We start from the raw sequence: 14,957 nt of genomic DNA, 5'->3' as shown, positions 1-14,957 counted from the left end.
CCTCAAAGTTCCGCGTACATGCGACCGGGGTTAAACACGCCGCAAGGATCGAGCTGCTGTTTAAGCTGCTGGTGATAGCGGAATAAAGGTGCCGGTAGCGGGGCAAAGCCACCGTCTCCGGCACTAAACCGGGTCGCATGACCGCCAGCGTTGCGGGCGATGCGATGGATTTGATTATCATCGGCTGTCGATTTCAGCCAGCGTAACGCCCCGCCCCAGTCGATCAGTTGCTCGCCGGGTAAATCCATCATCGGCGCATCACTGGGTAATGAAATGCGCCATAAGGTACCTGGTAACGAGAAGAACGGCAGTTGTTGTTCACGCAATTGCTGCCAGAACTGACCTGCAACCTCTTCGCCACCCAGCAGTTCACGCGCTGCTTTTACCGATCCTTCGCCGCCCTCAAGGCGGATCCACAACGCATTGTCGAAGTAACATAAGCCACTAATGGGTAGCGGCTGGAGTTGCCACTGGGCGATTTCATTCATGGCTTCTTGCAGGCTGATTTCCCGACGCAGGCTCAGGGAGGCGCGCGGTCGCGGTAACACTTTCATCGAGATTTCAGTGAGCACGCCAAGACAACCGTAGCTTCCGGCCATTAACCGTGAGAGATCGTATCCGGCAACGTTTTTCATCACTTCGCCACCAAAACGCAGATGTTTTCCAGTGCCGGTAATAATGCGCGTGCCGAGGACAAAATCGCGGACCGAACCACTCCACGGGCGACGCGGCCCCGCCAGCCCGCAAGCGACCATCCCGCCCCAGGTGGCTTCTTCACCATAATGCGGCGGCTCGCAGGGGAGCATTTGCCCGGCGCTCTCCAGCGCTGCTTCAATCGCCACCAGCGGCGTTCCGGCACGCGCGGTTATCACCAGCTCGGTCGGGTCGTAATTAACAATGCCGCGATGACAACGCACATCCAGCGTTTGCCCGGTGACAGGGCGACCTAAAAAGGCTTTACTATTGCTGCCCTGAATCACCAGCGGCGTTTTATCGCTAATCGCCTGATTCACCTGCTCCAGCAGCGCCTGGCTGTAATCACACTCGCGTAGCATCAGAAACGCTCCAGTTCAGGAAAAGGTAAATGACCGTGATGCACATGCATGGCACCAAATTCAGCACAGCGGTGTAGCGTGGGAATGTTTTTTCCTGGGTTCAGCAAACCATCGGGGTCAAACGCCGCCTTGACCGCATGGAAGGTCGTGATTTCATCGCTGTTGAACTGGGCGCACATTTGATTGATTTTTTCGCGCCCGATGCCATGTTCCCCACTGATGCTGCCGCCAACTTCAACGCAGAGTTCGAGGATCTTCCCGCCCAGTTCTTCCGCGCGGGCAAATTCACCGGGTTCGTTGGCATCGAAAAGGATTAACGGGTGCATGTTGCCGTCTCCGGCATGAAAGACGTTGGCAACGCGTAAATCATATTGCTGCGATAAACGGGCAATGCCTTCCAGTACGCCTGGCAGGGCGCGGCGCGGGATGGTGCCATCCATGCAGTAGTAATCCGGGGAGATACGTCCTACCGCCGGGAACGCATTTTTGCGACCGGCCCAGAAACGTACTCGCTCTGCTTCGTCCTGTGCCAGACGGACGTCAGTCGCACCCGCGTTCAACAAGATGTCGTTAACCCGCTCGCAGTCTTCCTGTACGTCAGACTCCACGCCGTCCAGTTCGCATAACAAAATCGCTTCGGCATCGACGGGATAACCGGCATGAATAAAATCTTCCGCCGCGCGAATCGACAGGTTATCCATCATCTCCAGCCCACCGGGGATAATGCCATTGGCGATGATGTCACCAACCGCAAGTCCGGCTTTTTCTACCGAGTCAAAGCTGGCTAACAGAACCCGCGCCACGGGCGGCTTCGGCAACAGCTTCACCGTTACTTCGGTGGTCACGCCGAGCATACCTTCCGATCCGGTAAACAGCGCCAGCAGGTCAAAACCAGGCGAATCCAGCGCGTCCGATCCCAGCGTCAGCGCCTCGCCATCCAGCATTTGCACTTCAATTTTCAGCAGGTTATGTACGGTTAGACCATATTTCAGGCAGTGAACGCCACCGGCATTTTCCGCCACATTGCCGCCAATCGAACAGGCGATTTGTGAGGACGGATCCGGCGCGTAATAGAGATTATGCGGCGCAACGGCCTGGGAGATCGCCAGGTTACGCACGCCCGGCTGCACGCGCGCGCGGCGACCGATGGGGTTAATGTCGAGGATCTCTTTAAAGCGCGCCATCACCAACAACACACCTTTTTCCAGCGGCAGCGCGCCACCAGAAAGCCCGGTGCCTGCGCCACGGGTCACCACCGGCACACGCAGGCGGTGGCAGACAGCCAGAATCGCCGTCACCTGTTCCATCTGCTTAGGCAGAACAACCAGTAATGGACGCGTGCGATACGCGCTCAACCCGTCACACTCGTAAGGAATGATCTCCTCATCGGTATGCAGGATCTCCAGTCCAGGGACATGCTCACGCAGTGCCATCAGTACCGATGTGCGGTCGACTTCGGGTAAAGCGCCATCAAGACGCTCTTCGTACAAGATGCTCATGAGTAGGGTTCGCTTTGTTGTGTTGTGTGGCAGCTGATTTTTTCGCGCTGCTTCTGTGAACAGTTATTAAGCGGGCTTTTCGTTTTCGTCTATCTCTTTAGCTACCGGTCAGACCATTTTTTTTCCAGCTCTGTGACCTTGCTTTGGCTAACTTAATGTTAAATTGATGTAACATAATCACTTACGTGATGTGCGTGTTTTGCGAGTTAAGAACAGAAAAATTGGTCCTACCTGTGCACGAGGTCCGGGAATGAAAGATGAACGTCGCCCTATTTGCGAAGTGGTTGCAGAGAGTATCGAACGGTTAATTATCGACGGCGTGTTGAAGGTCGGTCAGCCGCTTCCCTCGGAACGTCGGCTGTGTGAAAAGCTCGGCTTCTCACGCTCCGCACTGCGTGAAGGGCTGACCGTGCTGCGCGGGCGCGGGATTATTGAAACGGCGCAGGGTCGCGATTCTCGTGTCGCACGGCTTAATCGGGTGCAGGACGCCAGCCCGCTGATCCATCTGTTCAGTACGCAGCCGCGAACGCTGTACGATCTGCTCGACGTTCGCGCATTACTGGAGGGCGAATCGGCAAGGCTGGCGGCAACGCTGGGAACCCAGGCTGATTTTGTTGTGATAACCCGCTGTTATGAAAAAATGCTCGCCGCCAGTGAGAACAACAAAGAGATTTCGCTGATCGAACATGCGCAGTTGGATCACGCTTTCCATCTCGCCATTTGTCAGGCTTCTCACAATCAGGTGCTGGTGTTTACGCTGCAATCATTGACCGACCTGATGTTTAATTCGGTGTTTGCCAGCGTAAATAATCTCTACCATCGACCACAGCAAAAAAAGCAGATCGATCGCCAGCATGCGCGGATCTACAACGCGGTGTTGCAGCGGCTGCCGCACGTTGCCCAGCGCGCAGCACGCGATCATGTGCGGACCGTGAAAAAGAATCTCCACGATATCGAGCTGGAAGGCCACCATTTGATTCGCTCGGCGGTGCCGCTGGAGATGAAGCAGGGGTGACTGCCATCAAATCTGCTTTTCATACAATCGGTAACGCTTGTACGGCTCCGCCCCAATGCGTTCCAGCATGTTATTCATGCCTGTATTGGTTTCGAGGATCCATGACATTTCCAGCGCATCGATCTTCCGGCGGGCAAACGGATCGTGTAAGGCTTCAATCAATAACAGCGCAATCACCGGGCCGATGCGGCTGAACTGATACTCGTCCCGCACGCCCATCAGCGGCACTCGCGCAGTTCGCACACCGCTGACTTTCAAACGCCACAGCAATTTTGCCCAGCCGAAGGGAAAGAGCGATCCGTTCAGATCGACAATCGCCTCGTTGATGTTCGGCAAGCCAACAATAAACGCGCAGGGTGCAGAATCAATCTCAGCGATGTAGATCATATCGTCCGGCACCAGATATTTAAGTTGATCGCCCATGGTCGCGAATTCATGTTCGGTAAACGGCACAAATCCCCAGTTGTGCTGCCAGCCAGAATTGAAAATCTCACGCAGGATCTGCATATCTTCGGCAAACCGCTGGCGATTGATGCAGCGAATGGTCACTTTTTTGCGCACCTGATCCATCAGTTTTTTTAGCGCCGGAGAGAAAGTGAGATCGGTTCGCTGCATCCACCACGCCAGTAAATCAATGCCTTTGTGATAACCCAGTTGTTCAATATGCGCGGCATACCACGGTTTGCCGTGTGGCATCATCGCACAGGGCGGAGTGTCAAAACCTTCAATCAGTAATCCGCTTTCCTGATTGATATTCAGGCTGAAAGGCCCGCTGATCTTACTTGCACCTTGTGACTTCAACCACGCTTCCGCTGTACCAAACAACGCGGCAAAAACCTGCGGATCATCAATGGAGTCAATCATGCCGAAATGACCGGTATCTTCACCGTAACGCTCACGGTGCAAGGTATCGATTTGCGCGGTAATCCGCCCGACTATCTGCCCGGCTTTTTTTGCTACCCACGCCTGCCAGATGATATGGTCCGTCCCCGGATTCTTCGCAGACAAATGCTCGCTGCGTTCAATGAATAAAGGGGGTATCCAGTTTGGATCATCGGGATAAAGTGATGACGGAAAAGCGATAAATGCCTTAAGGTCTTTTTTATTAATTACTTTTTCAATTTTAATCATCAGCAGATCGCATTCCATATCTCTGTGGATAACAAATAATTAACGGTGAAAAACAGGTTGCAACAGCAACGAACGGCATCTTAATAATCAACCCAATGAATACAAACAAAGAATAAATAGTATTTATTAATGATTACGATAAGGTCAAAGACTACACAGAAGCGCCACAATGCCTCTTGTCGATTTAAGGCGACCGGACAAGGCTCCTTCTTAATATATTCACAAATTAAATATCATTCACAATAAAAACAAAAAAGCCAAACTTATTATTTAAATCAATGTTCATTTTCACACCGATGAAAATACTATCTCATTTATCTTTTATGCCTATATAATCCACCGCATTATTGTCATTTTATTTTTGATATCCAATTTTTTCGTGGTGTATATGTCTAATAAAATCTTTACGCATTCCCTACCTATGCGCTATGCCGATTTTCCAACGCTGGTTGATGCTTTGGACTACGCCGCTCTGAGTAGCGCCGGAATGAATTTTTATGACAGACGTTGCCAACTTGAAGATCAACTGGAATATCAGACGTTAAAAGCGCGTGCCGAAGCTGGTGCGAAAAGGTTGTTATCGCTGAACCTGAAAAAAGGCGATCGCGTGGCGCTGATTGCCGAAACGAGTAGCGGGTTTGTAGAGGCTTTTTTTGCCTGCCAGTATGCCGGCTTAGTCGCCGTCCCGTTGGCGATTCCAATGGGCGTAGGTCAGCGGGATTCCTAGAGCGCCAAACTGCAGGGTTTACTGGCAAGTTGCCAGCCCGCAGCCATTATCACTGGTGATGAGTGGTTGCCACTGGTCAATGCCGCGACGCATAACAACAACCCCGAATTACATGTTTTAAGCCACGCCTGGTTTAAGGCATTACCGGAAGCCGATGTTGTGCTCCAGCGTCCAGTTCCAAACGATATCGCCTACCTCCAGTACACCTCCGGCAGCACCCGTTTTCCCCGTGGCGTCATTATCACCCATCACGAAGTGATGGCTAATCTACGTGCTATAAGCCACGATGGGATTAAATTACGCCCTGGCGACCGCTGCGTCTCCTGGCTGCCTTTCTACCATGATATGGGACTGGTCGGCTTTCTCCTGACCCCCGTCGCCACGCAGCTTTCAGTAGATTATTTGCGCACTCAGGATTTTGCCATGCGTCCTCTGCAATGGCTTAAATTGATCAGTAAAAATCGTGGCACCGTTTCCGTTGCACCGCCGTTTGGCTATGAATTGTGCCAGCGCCGCGTGAATGAAAAAGATCTCGCTGAACTGGATCTTTCCTGCTGGCGCGTCGCTGGTATTGGCGCAGAACCCATATCCGCAGAACAACTCCATCAATTCGCTGAATGTTTCCGTCAGGTTAACTTTGACGATAAAACTTTCATGCCGTGCTACGGACTGGCAGAAAATGCGCTGGCTGTCAGCTTCTCTGATGAAGCCTGCGGGGTTGTGGTTAACGAAGTGGATCGCGACATCCTCGAATACCAGGGTAAAGCCGTCGCGCCGGGTGCTGAAACACGCGCCGTATCGACTTTCGTCAACTGCGGTAAAGCGTTGCCGGAACATGGCATTGAAATCCGCAATGAAGCAGATATACCTGTCGCGGAACGTGTGGTAGGCCATATTTGCATCTCCGGCCCCAGCCTGATGAGCGGGTACTTTGGCGACCAGGTTTCGCAAGACGAGATTGCCGCGACGGGCTGGTTAGACACCGGCGACCTTGGTTATCTGCTGGACGGTTATCTGTATGTCACCGGACGCATTAAAGATCTGATTATTATTCGTGGCCGTAATATCTGGCCGCAGGATATTGAATACATTGCGGAACAGGAGCCGGAAATTCATTCTGGCGATGCGATTGCTTTTGTTACCGCCCAGGAAAAAATCATTTTGCAGATCCAGTGTCGGATCAGCGACGAAGAACGTCGCGGGCAGCTTATCCACGCGCTGGCAGCTCGGATCCAAAGCGAATTTGGCGTTACCGCGGATATCGATCTGTTGCCGCCCCACAGTATTCCCCGAACATCCTCCGGCAAGCCTGCCCGTGCGGAAGCGAAAAAACGTTATCAGAAGGCTTATGCTGCCAGTCTTCATGTGCAGGAATCCCTGGCATGAATCAAACTGTCGCGGTGACGGGCGCTACCGGGTTTATCGGTAAATATATTATTGATAACCTGCTCGCCCGCGGCTTTCATGTTCGCGCATTGACGCGTACTGCCCGCGCTCACGTCAATGATAATCTCACTTGGGTGCGCGGTTCGCTGGAAGATACACATTCGCTTAGCGAACTGGTTGCCGGAGCCAGCGCGGTGGTCCATTGCGCCGGGCAAGTGCGCGGGCACAAAGAAGAGATTTTTACCCGCTGCAACGTTGACGGCAGCCTGCGCCTGATGCAAGCGGCAAAAGAGAGCGGCTTTTGCCAACGTTTTCTGTTTATCTCTTCGCTGGCGGCGCGCCATCCCGAACTCTCCTGGTACGCAAATTCCAAACACGTCGCTGAACAACGGCTGACTGCAATGGCTGACGAAATTACGTTGGGCGTTTTTCGCCCGACAGCCGTGTATGGTCCCGGCGATAAAGAGTTAAAACCGCTGTTTGACTGGATGCTGCGCGGTCTGCTGCCACGACTTGGCACGCCAGAGACACAGCTCTCTTTTCTTCACGTCACCGATTTTGCGCAAGCAGTGAGTCAGTGGTTAAGCGCCGAAACTGTACAGACGCAAACCTATGAATTATGCGATGGCGTCGCCGGAGGCTATGACTGGCAACGTGTCCAACAGCTTGTTGCCGATGTCCGCTGTGGTTCCGTGCGGATGGTCGGTATTCCTCAGCCGCTACTCACCTGCCTTGCGGATATCAGTACCGCGTTGAACCGTCTGGCGGGTAAAGAACCGATGCTGACTCGTTCGAAAATCCGTGAATTAACCCATGCCGACTGGTCGGCAAGTAATAACCGTATTTCTGAAGATATTAATTGGTTTCCCGGGATTAGCCTGGAACACGCATTACGCAACGGGCTATTTTGATTGTCTTGTTTAAAGGTGTGTTAACGTTTCTATGGTAAATCGTGAAATAGTAATGGATTACATCCTTTCCTGTTTACAGGATTTGGTCGAAAACGGTGTGGAAATTAAGCCCGACAGCGATCTCGTCAACGATCTTGGCCTGGAGTCGATCAAAGTGATGGATCTCTTAATGATGCTGGAAGACAGATTCGATATTTCCATTCCTATTAATATTCTGCTGGATGTCAAAACCCCTGCGCAATTAATGGAAACTCTACTTCCATGGCTGGAGAATAACTAATGGGGCTATACGATAAATATGCGCGCCTTGCTGGCGAGCGCCTGCAATTTAGTGACAACGGGTTAACACCATTTGGCACCTGTATTGATGAAGTGTATTCCGCCACCGAAGGCCGGATCGGCAATAAAAAAGTGATTCTGGCCGGGACCAATAATTATCTCGGTTTAACCTTTAATCATGATGCTATCCGCGAAGGTCAGGCAGCGTTAGCGGCCCAAGGCACCGGCACCACCGGTTCTCGTATGGCAAACGGCAGTTATGCGCCGCATCTGGCGTTAGAGAAAGAGATTGCCGAGTTTTTCAATCGCCCTACCGCTATCGTTTTTTCAACCGGTTATACCGCTAATTTAGGCGTCATCAGCACACTTGCCGACCATAACGCCGTGGTGTTACTGGATGCCGACAGCCACGCCAGTATTTATGACGCCTGTTCTCTCGGCGGCGCGGAGATTATTCGTTTCCGCCATAATGACGTCAACGATCTGGAACGGCGCATGGTCCGCCTCGGTGAACGGGCGAAAGAGGCGATTATTATCGTTGAAGGCATCTACAGTATGCTCGGTGACGTTGCGCCGCTGGCAGAAATTGTTGATATCAAACGTCGTCTCGGCGGATATTTAATTGTCGATGAAGCACATTCGTTTGGCGTGTTAGGCGCTACGGGGCGCGGACTGGCCGAAGCTGTCGGCGTTGAAGACGACGTGGATATTATCGTTGGCACCTTCAGTAAAAGTCTGGCCTCGATTGGCGGTTTTGCTGTCGGTTCGGAAGCGATGGAAGTGCTGCGCTACGGCAGCCGCCCGTATATTTTTACCGCCTCTCCTTCTCCGTCCTGCATTGCGACCGTGCGCTCGTCGTTAAGAACCATTGCCTCACAACCAGAGCTGCGCCAAAAGCTGATGGATAACGCCAACCATCTGTATGATGGTCTGCAAAAACTGGGTTACGAGTTAAGTTCACATATTAGCCCGGTAGTGCCAGTAATAATCGGTTCGAAAGAGGAAGGTTTACGCATCTGGCGCAAGCTTATTTCGCTGGGCGTTTATGTGAATCTTATCCTGCCACCTGCCGCGCCTGCTGGCATCACGCTGCTGCGCTGTAGCGTAAACGCTGCCCACAGTCGTGAGCAAATCGATGCCATCATTCAGGCATTTGCTACTCAGAAGCAGTAATGTGAACCCGCCGTGGTGTTGCGCCACGGCGGGTTTAATGTTGTCTGTCATACCAATACACCAGGCTCAACGCCACCAGCACAAACGCTACCGGTAAACCGAGCGCGGTAACAGGTGCGCTCAACGCAAATAGCAATCCCAGATTGACCATGATTTGATAGCTGATCCAGGTGAGTAAACCAACGATGACGCCTACAGCGAGACGGCTACCCATCCCTGGCGAGCGCGGGACACTAAAGGTAAACGGCACAGCCAGCAAAATCATCGCCAGAGTCAAGATCGGTTGCCCCAGTTTTTCCCACAGTGCAAGGTGGTATTCGCTGCTGGGTTGCCCGGTATCCTGCAAATAATGGATGTAATGATTAAGCTGACGGACAGAAAAAGTATTCCCCGGCATCGATAACTCTTCAAGATTCATACTGGTGAAGGCCGATTGCCAGGCAAGATTATCTAATGTTTCCAGCGTTTCTTTGCCATTCAACCATTTTTTATAATTCACACCATGCAGGATCCACGTTTTATCGTCTTCAATGGTGGCACTGCGCGCATAAATGTAGGATTCGAGCGAGAGATCGTCGCGGTAATGAAAAATCTCCACGCCCACCGGCTGGCCCTGCTCGTTCAGCGATTTCACCGTCACAAATTCATTACCGCGCCTGGCCCAAAGCATATTGCCGATAATGTCATTGTCCTCCCCCAACGCGGTGGCAGTCGATTTGATTTGCAGCGCCTGTTGCTGCAATGGTGACGCCACCCACTCATCAATCGCGCCTAACGAAACAGTCCACAGTATCCCTGCAACCAGCGCCACCAGTGCAATGCGGAAGATAGAAAACCCCGTGCTGCGAATGGCGGTAAGCTCACTGTTTTTCGATAACTGCCCGAGACCAACAATCCCCCCCAATAACGCGATAAACGGCGAAAGTTCGACCAGTGTGCGCGGTAAGGTCATCAGCACCACCAGCACTGCCTGAGTCCAGCGATAACCGCCCGGACTGACATCATCCAGTTCGTTAATCAGGTTGAAGGTGGTAAAAAGCGGCAGCAATAGCCCTGCGGCGGCGGCAAAACCGAGAAAGAGGTGACGGATTAAATAGCGACTGAAAACATTCATCGGGGAAATTTCTGCAGCAAGGAGAAGTCGCGTGCGACCAGCATCAACAGGCCCATTAGCATGAGTCCGGGCACTAACCACAAACCAGGAATGAGGGGAATCGCGCCGTTAGCCACCAGCGTACGACAGACGTCGCCGCCATAAAAAATGGCAACAAACAGCAACGTCAGTGGCAGTAGCGTTGAAAATCGCCCCTGCCGCGGTTTTACCCGACTTAATGAAATGGCCAGCAGCGCCATCAACAATGCTGTCAGGCCACGGCTTTGTCGCCATTGCAGTTCGGCATGATCGGCTGGAAAGACGGAGCGTGCCAGCTCCGTGACCGATTTTGCTTTGCGTTTGACGTTAGGGCTTTGATCCAGCGGATTGAGATGCAATTGCAGATTACGGTAGATCTGTTCGTTGTCGTCACGCCCCTGATGATCGAGAAGATAGGCGGTACCGTTATGCAACATAACGGTCGGTTTCTCGGGTGATGGGTCAACCACATCAACCGAACGGGCGCGGAAAATGCGGGTTCGATTGGCAGTAGAAGTATAAATCAGCGCGTCAGTCAGGCGATTATTATCCTGATCAACCGTCTGCGAAAGGATCATTCGTCCGTTATCGTTAGTGTTAAATTTCTTTGCCCGCAACTGACGAACATCCAGCTCCGACTGCGATTGTTGCTCCAGTTGATAAATCTGCGCATAAGCCCAGGGACGACCATACATCGACAGAAGGGTGACAAAAATACTTAGCGGTATCGCCAGATAAAGGACGGCTTTGTACAAACGTCCCGGACTGCCCCCCGCCGCGGAGATAGCGGTAATTTCCGAGTCGGTATACATTTGCCCTAGCGTCACGCCAACTGACGCATACAGTCCAACAGGTAACAGCATCTCCAGTGCAATCAGCACTTTGTAGAAAACGATATCCAGCACAACATCAAGAGCTAATGTCCCATTTGCCGCTTCGGTCAGATAACGCTGTGCGGAGTAGCTGGCGAAAATAAAGATCAGAAAACCGACGATAATCAGCACCAGACGGCGCGTACCACGCATGATGTAGTGTTCAACCAGCTTCATCTCGCTAACGCCCTCAATCCTTTGAATTTTTTATTCATTGATCAGTTTCTGCGCCAGCGCAATGACATGATCTACCTCTTCCGGTGTCAGGCTGCCGTCCTTTGCCCACTGAATTCGCCCGGCTTTATTCAATACCAGAATGGTTGAACTCTGCTCCGGCAATTGCCAGGCAACGCGTCCCAGACCATTGCCGTCAATAACGAATTGCGCCCACGGATAGCGGCGTTTATTTTTTTCGATTTTGCCAACGACAAAATAGCCAGTACCAAAGATGGCATCATCGGTGTTCACAATAGTGGTGGGCTGAAAACGATCCTGCGAAAAGTTTGCCGCTTCAACCGCTTTAATTAACAGTGAGTTCTTTTTCTTCGCAGACTTACGTCCGGCGATATACTGAATAATGCGGACTTTTCCCGTCAATTGTGTGCTGTTCCACTTTTGGTAGTGAATTTCGTCGTCGCTATTCAGAAGCAGCTCGCCGCCTTCCTGGATATAAACAGGAGTAACCGTTTTGCCAGTGACGAAATTGTGTGCCGCCGCGCCTGGCGCTAAGAGTGCGATGATCAGAGCGACAATCCAACGAGATGGCATTATTGCTCCGGATAGAGTGGGAAACGCGAAATAAGCAGTTCTAAACGCTGGCGAATATCGCTATCCAGCGCCACCGGTGCATCATATGACCGACGGTTATCCATATCATCCGCCACCATGTCGTCGTGCTTATCCCCCATCAGACCATTAATGGCGGCGAGAAAACGGGAAATCAGTAACGCCTCTTTATTTTCAGGATCAAGCGATCTTAAGGTGTCGTAATAAGAAACCTGCTGGCTGATGATTTTTCGCACATCATGAAATTCCCTGCCAGTTAGTTGCGGTTTAGCAATAATCTCTTTCAGGATGTACATTTGCTTCTGGCGGTAGGCGATAAAACCGTTCACGGTTTCTAACTGGCCATGGCGCAATGAATAGTTCACCAGCCACCAGACAGGGGAGCTCAAATAAACACGTAACAGGTTACCGTAAAACGACACAATATTTTTCTTACCGTTACGAAAGCCATCCTGAAAATGCCCAAGAAAAACGGTCGTTTTGCCGAATAAAAATCCGGCCTGATGCTTCTTTAAATACAGCCGTTGCGCAAAACGCAGATGCTTGTAGCGCGCTCGCATGTATTTAAACTGTTTGCGCTCGTCTGTCGTCAGCTCATCGCCTTTCGCCTGTTTGCGGATTAAACGCAGTAACTCCTGACGATTAACACCATCCAGCCAGAATTTCAGGCATAACGCGTAATTATCATGGATGATTTCGGTGGTACAACTTAGTGCGATAGTCGGCGGCAAACTGACCTGTGCATCAACAACATCATCTTCTTCAATCGCAACAAATAGACGCTCGCTCGCCTCAAGCGGGAAATATTTTCTCATCATCAGGATTTCTCTCCGGTTGAGTTATAAAGCAAGGAATGGCGCTGAAAAAATGCCTTTAAGGTCGGAATTAGCGAGAGCACCACATCCAGACATTGCCCACCGAAGTAAGCAAATGCAGCCCCCAGCACGCCAAACAGATGACAGAACATGAACAGCAATACGATGTAGCCGATTGAGGCGATGGTTTGCGCCACGAGAAAAGCGCGCTGTTTTCCCGCCATCAATAGCAATGACTCCTGTGGGAAGCCCAGCATCGAAATCACAATTGCGCCCAGCATCACCTGAATCAGGTCATACGCTTCGAGATACTTAACGCCAAACACCAGCGAAATGAGCGGCTTGCCGACGATCAACACCGCGAGCGCCACCAGAATACCGATTCCGCCCGCCAGTAAACCGGACTTCACGCCTAACAACCACGGTCTGGTGGTGCGTGGATCTAAACGCATCACCTCTGGATAAAAACTTTTGCCCAGTAAACCCGCTGGCGTTCCGGCGGCATCGAAGAATGTCATGGCGATTTTAAATAACCCGGCGGCAGCGGGTCCTAACACGATCCCCACCAACACTGTGCTGCACGAGTTACGCGCCGACCAGATGGAGTGGGCAATGTTGGTTGACCAGACAAAACTCCACGCGCCTTTAATGTGTCGGGCAGACTCAAACAGATTCAATTTGAAGGCGTTATGGATATTTCTGCGGCGTAATTCGCGCGCGGCAAACCACCAGTACATGGTGCCGCCAACCAGATTCGACACGTACCAGGCAATAACAAAACCCGCAAAACCAAAGTCAAAATACCAGGCTACGACGCTCCCCGCTGCGCGCAGAAAAGGTTTCGTCGCCTGCTGTACAGCAATCAAATCAAAGCGATCTACCGCACGCAGAATGCCGGTCGGCGTGGAGGAAGCCATTGAAGGAATGAGCGTGCAATAGAGCGCCGCCAGCCAAAAGCTTTGGTCATCCAGACCTAATGAATGGGAAAGGAATGGCAGTAAGGCAATGCCGCCGACAATCGCCACCGCGCCGCTGACGATATCCAGCGAGAAGGAAAATGAGACAACATTGCGAAATTGCTGCGGATCATTGTTGGTCAAAGCTGGCGTTCCGTACTGAACTACCAGCTGCCATGTCTGAAACTTAATAAAATCGCTGATCGACTTGGCGTACGATTGCACAATTACCAGTACGCCAAACATGGCGGGCGTCATCCCTTTACCGGCACACGAGAGCGCCAACAGCCCCAGCAAAGCGCTCACAACATTACTGGAGCCTAACCAGGCGCTATTGCGAATAATGGTGCGAAACGCGCCATCTGCAAACCAATGTTTGATGTTAAAAACCGCCAATTCAGCCTGACCTTATCGTTGATAGTAAAAAGTATCCCGCCAGCCTTAAGTTAAACTTCGGCGGTCAGAAACGATGGCAACCAGAGAAACCGCCTTCTGTGCCTGTTCCAGCACCTCGCTGTAAGGCGCTCTGGAATCAATCTCAAGAATTTTTGTGCCGTTATAGCCAATCGTCGACATAACACCGATTTTGTCCTGCAGCTCGGCATAGTCATGGTCAGGCTTGCGGGAGATGGCAGTATCAATATCAATCCCCAAGCGAATGATTAATTCAGGACGGTATTGCGCCATTTTTTGGTATAAACGCCGTTCACGCTGCGCCAGAAACCTGCTGATTTTCCCGGTCGCACGTTCGACGCCAATCCCCGGTCCGTCATAATAAAAGCCCGAAATTTCAGCCTGCGGGAAGCGATCGCTGACCACCAGAACGCCACTTTGCGCCAGTCGCTGAACCTTGCGCAGATTCGCCATTCTTCGCAGCGAGAAGCAGTACATAATCACCGCCGCCCATAGCGCCGGAGATTTGGTTTTCATGCTTTGGGTTTTCGAGGATTTGGCCGCCAGTCGCCGTTCGAGCCAGACACCAACCAACGGCAATCGTTTGATTTTGTCGCCGTCTTCGCCGGAGAGCAGCCCCAGATAGCGCCGCTCGGTTTGCCAGTGTTGTTGCAGCGATTTCACCAGGTCATTTGTCAGTGTGGATTTACCGGTGCCATCACACCCGACCACCGCAATCAGCCCCGGAATGTAGTTGGGCTGCGGCGCGGTTGTACTCTTAACAGTTTGTGTTTGTAGTGCATCCATTCGTTTAATCATCCCCTATC

At 51.8% G+C, this 14,957-nt stretch carries 13 protein-coding genes and 1 pseudogene; 5 read left to right on the top strand and 9 right to left on the bottom strand.

The features are described from left to right. Window positions 1-2: 2 nt before the first annotated feature. Window positions 3-1,055, bottom strand: a complete 1,053-nt coding sequence (gene glcE, locus EAS44_RS04580) for a glycolate oxidase subunit GlcE (protein WP_000943075.1) — start codon at window positions 1,053-1,055, stop codon at window positions 3-5. After that, window positions 1,055-2,554 carry a glycolate oxidase subunit GlcD gene (glcD, locus tag EAS44_RS04575; protein ID WP_000026154.1) on the bottom strand — a complete coding sequence of 500 codons (1,500 nt, stop codon included), beginning with the start codon at window positions 2,552-2,554 and terminating at the stop codon, window positions 1,055-1,057. The genes glcE and glcD overlap by 1 nt, the downstream gene beginning before the upstream one ends. Window positions 2,555-2,804: 250 nt before the next feature. Between glcD and glcC the strand changes: the two genes are divergently transcribed. Beyond that, the gene (glcC, locus tag EAS44_RS04570; RefSeq protein WP_001314155.1) at window positions 2,805-3,569 is read left to right on the top strand and encodes a transcriptional regulator GlcC; all 765 of its coding nucleotides are present in this window, start codon (window positions 2,805-2,807) and stop codon (window positions 3,567-3,569) included. A 6-nt stretch (window positions 3,570-3,575) separates the two neighbouring features. Here glcC and yghO read toward each other — a convergent pair whose 3' ends face one another. Then, window positions 3,576-4,718: a protein YghO gene (yghO, locus tag EAS44_RS04565; RefSeq protein WP_001331688.1), complete on the bottom strand. Its 1,143-nt coding sequence runs from the start codon at window positions 4,716-4,718 to the stop codon at window positions 3,576-3,578. A 403-nt stretch (window positions 4,719-5,121) separates the two neighbouring features. On the opposite strand from yghO, the pseudogene EAS44_RS04560 reads away from it, so the two are divergent. The 4 genes and pseudogenes from EAS44_RS04560 to spt all read left to right on the top strand — a co-directional run bounded on the left by EAS44_RS04560 (window position 5,122) and on the right by spt (window position 9,176). Beyond that, a pseudogene (locus EAS44_RS04560) lies at window positions 5,122-6,813 on the top strand (fatty acyl-AMP ligase). Continuing rightward, complete coding sequence (locus EAS44_RS04555) at window positions 6,810-7,724, top strand: NAD-dependent epimerase/dehydratase family protein (protein WP_001077159.1); 915 nt, start codon at window positions 6,810-6,812, stop codon at window positions 7,722-7,724. Before EAS44_RS04560 ends, EAS44_RS04555 begins: the two are co-directional and overlap by 4 nt. A gap of 31 nt (window positions 7,725-7,755) precedes the next feature. Then, window positions 7,756-8,004: an acyl carrier protein gene (locus EAS44_RS04550; RefSeq protein WP_000248098.1), complete on the top strand. Its 249-nt coding sequence runs from the start codon at window positions 7,756-7,758 to the stop codon at window positions 8,002-8,004. Continuing rightward, complete coding sequence (gene spt / locus EAS44_RS04545) at window positions 8,004-9,176, top strand: serine palmitoyltransferase (RefSeq protein ID WP_000524959.1); 1,173 nt, start codon at window positions 8,004-8,006, stop codon at window positions 9,174-9,176. Before EAS44_RS04550 ends, spt begins: the two co-directional genes overlap by 1 nt. A 34-nt stretch (window positions 9,177-9,210) precedes the next feature. Here spt and lptG read toward each other — a convergent pair whose 3' ends face one another. The 6 genes from lptG to EAS44_RS04515 are packed head-to-tail and all read right to left on the bottom strand — an operon-like array spanning window position 9,211 to window position 14,937. After that, window positions 9,211-10,290 carry an LPS export ABC transporter permease LptG gene (lptG, locus tag EAS44_RS04540; RefSeq protein ID WP_001331686.1) on the bottom strand — a complete coding sequence of 360 codons (1,080 nt, stop codon included), beginning with the start codon at window positions 10,288-10,290 and terminating at the stop codon, window positions 9,211-9,213. After that, window positions 10,287-11,357: an LPS export ABC transporter permease LptF gene (gene lptF, locus EAS44_RS04535; RefSeq protein ID WP_000779629.1), complete on the bottom strand. Its 1,071-nt coding sequence runs from the start codon at window positions 11,355-11,357 to the stop codon at window positions 10,287-10,289. The genes lptG and lptF overlap by 4 nt, the downstream gene beginning before the upstream one ends. A 30-nt stretch (window positions 11,358-11,387) precedes the next feature. Next, window positions 11,388-11,948 (bottom strand): YtfJ family protein, encoded by a 561-nt coding sequence (locus EAS44_RS04530; RefSeq protein ID WP_001141149.1) that lies wholly within the window; start codon window positions 11,946-11,948, stop codon window positions 11,388-11,390. Beyond that, a complete protein-coding gene (locus EAS44_RS04525) occupies window positions 11,948-12,784 on the bottom strand; it encodes a hypothetical protein (RefSeq protein ID WP_000984967.1) in 837 nt (278 codons plus the stop codon). The genes EAS44_RS04530 and EAS44_RS04525 overlap by 1 nt, the downstream gene beginning before the upstream one ends. Further along, window positions 12,784-14,133 (bottom strand): lipopolysaccharide biosynthesis protein, encoded by a 1,350-nt coding sequence (locus tag EAS44_RS04520; protein WP_000257922.1) that lies wholly within the window; start codon window positions 14,131-14,133, stop codon window positions 12,784-12,786. Before EAS44_RS04520 ends, EAS44_RS04525 begins: the two co-directional genes overlap by 1 nt. 45 nt (window positions 14,134-14,178) lie before the next feature. Next, window positions 14,179-14,937, bottom strand: a complete 759-nt coding sequence (locus tag EAS44_RS04515) for a hypothetical protein (protein ID WP_001445422.1) — start codon at window positions 14,935-14,937, stop codon at window positions 14,179-14,181. Window positions 14,938-14,957 lie beyond the last annotated feature (20 nt).

It is taken from the genome of Escherichia coli DSM 30083 = JCM 1649 = ATCC 11775, from assembly GCF_003697165.2.
Taxonomy (GTDB): Bacteria; Pseudomonadota; Gammaproteobacteria; order Enterobacterales; family Enterobacteriaceae; genus Escherichia; species Escherichia coli.
The sequence above is the reverse complement of the archived record's forward strand: the minus strand, read 5'-3'. Positions and strand labels throughout refer to the sequence as shown.

Excerpts from the sequence above, each read along its gene's own strand:
- glcE (WP_000943075.1), bottom strand. The coding sequence starts at position 1,055 with ATGCTACGCGAGTGTGATTACAGCCAGGCGCTGCTGGAGCAGGTGAAT.
- glcD (WP_000026154.1), bottom strand. The coding sequence starts at position 2,554 with ATGAGCATCTTGTACGAAGAGCGTCTTGATGGCGCTTTACCCGAAGTC.
- glcC (WP_001314155.1), top strand. The coding sequence starts at position 2,805 with ATGAAAGATGAACGTCGCCCTATTTGCGAAGTGGTTGCAGAGAGTATC.
- yghO (WP_001331688.1), bottom strand. The coding sequence starts at position 4,718 with ATGGAATGCGATCTGCTGATGATTAAAATTGAAAAAGTAATTAATAAA.
- EAS44_RS04555 (WP_001077159.1), top strand. The coding sequence starts at position 6,810 with ATGAATCAAACTGTCGCGGTGACGGGCGCTACCGGGTTTATCGGTAAA.
- EAS44_RS04550 (WP_000248098.1), top strand. The coding sequence starts at position 7,756 with ATGGTAAATCGTGAAATAGTAATGGATTACATCCTTTCCTGTTTACAG.
- spt (WP_000524959.1), top strand. The coding sequence starts at position 8,004 with ATGGGGCTATACGATAAATATGCGCGCCTTGCTGGCGAGCGCCTGCAA.
- lptG (WP_001331686.1), bottom strand. The coding sequence starts at position 10,290 with ATGAATGTTTTCAGTCGCTATTTAATCCGTCACCTCTTTCTCGGTTTT.
- lptF (WP_000779629.1), bottom strand. The coding sequence starts at position 11,357 with ATGAAGCTGGTTGAACACTACATCATGCGTGGTACGCGCCGTCTGGTG.
- EAS44_RS04530 (WP_001141149.1), bottom strand. The coding sequence starts at position 11,948 with ATGCCATCTCGTTGGATTGTCGCTCTGATCATCGCACTCTTAGCGCCA.
- EAS44_RS04525 (WP_000984967.1), bottom strand. The coding sequence starts at position 12,784 with ATGATGAGAAAATATTTCCCGCTTGAGGCGAGCGAGCGTCTATTTGTT.
- EAS44_RS04515 (WP_001445422.1), bottom strand. The coding sequence starts at position 14,937 with ATGGATGCACTACAAACACAAACTGTTAAGAGTACAACCGCGCCGCAG.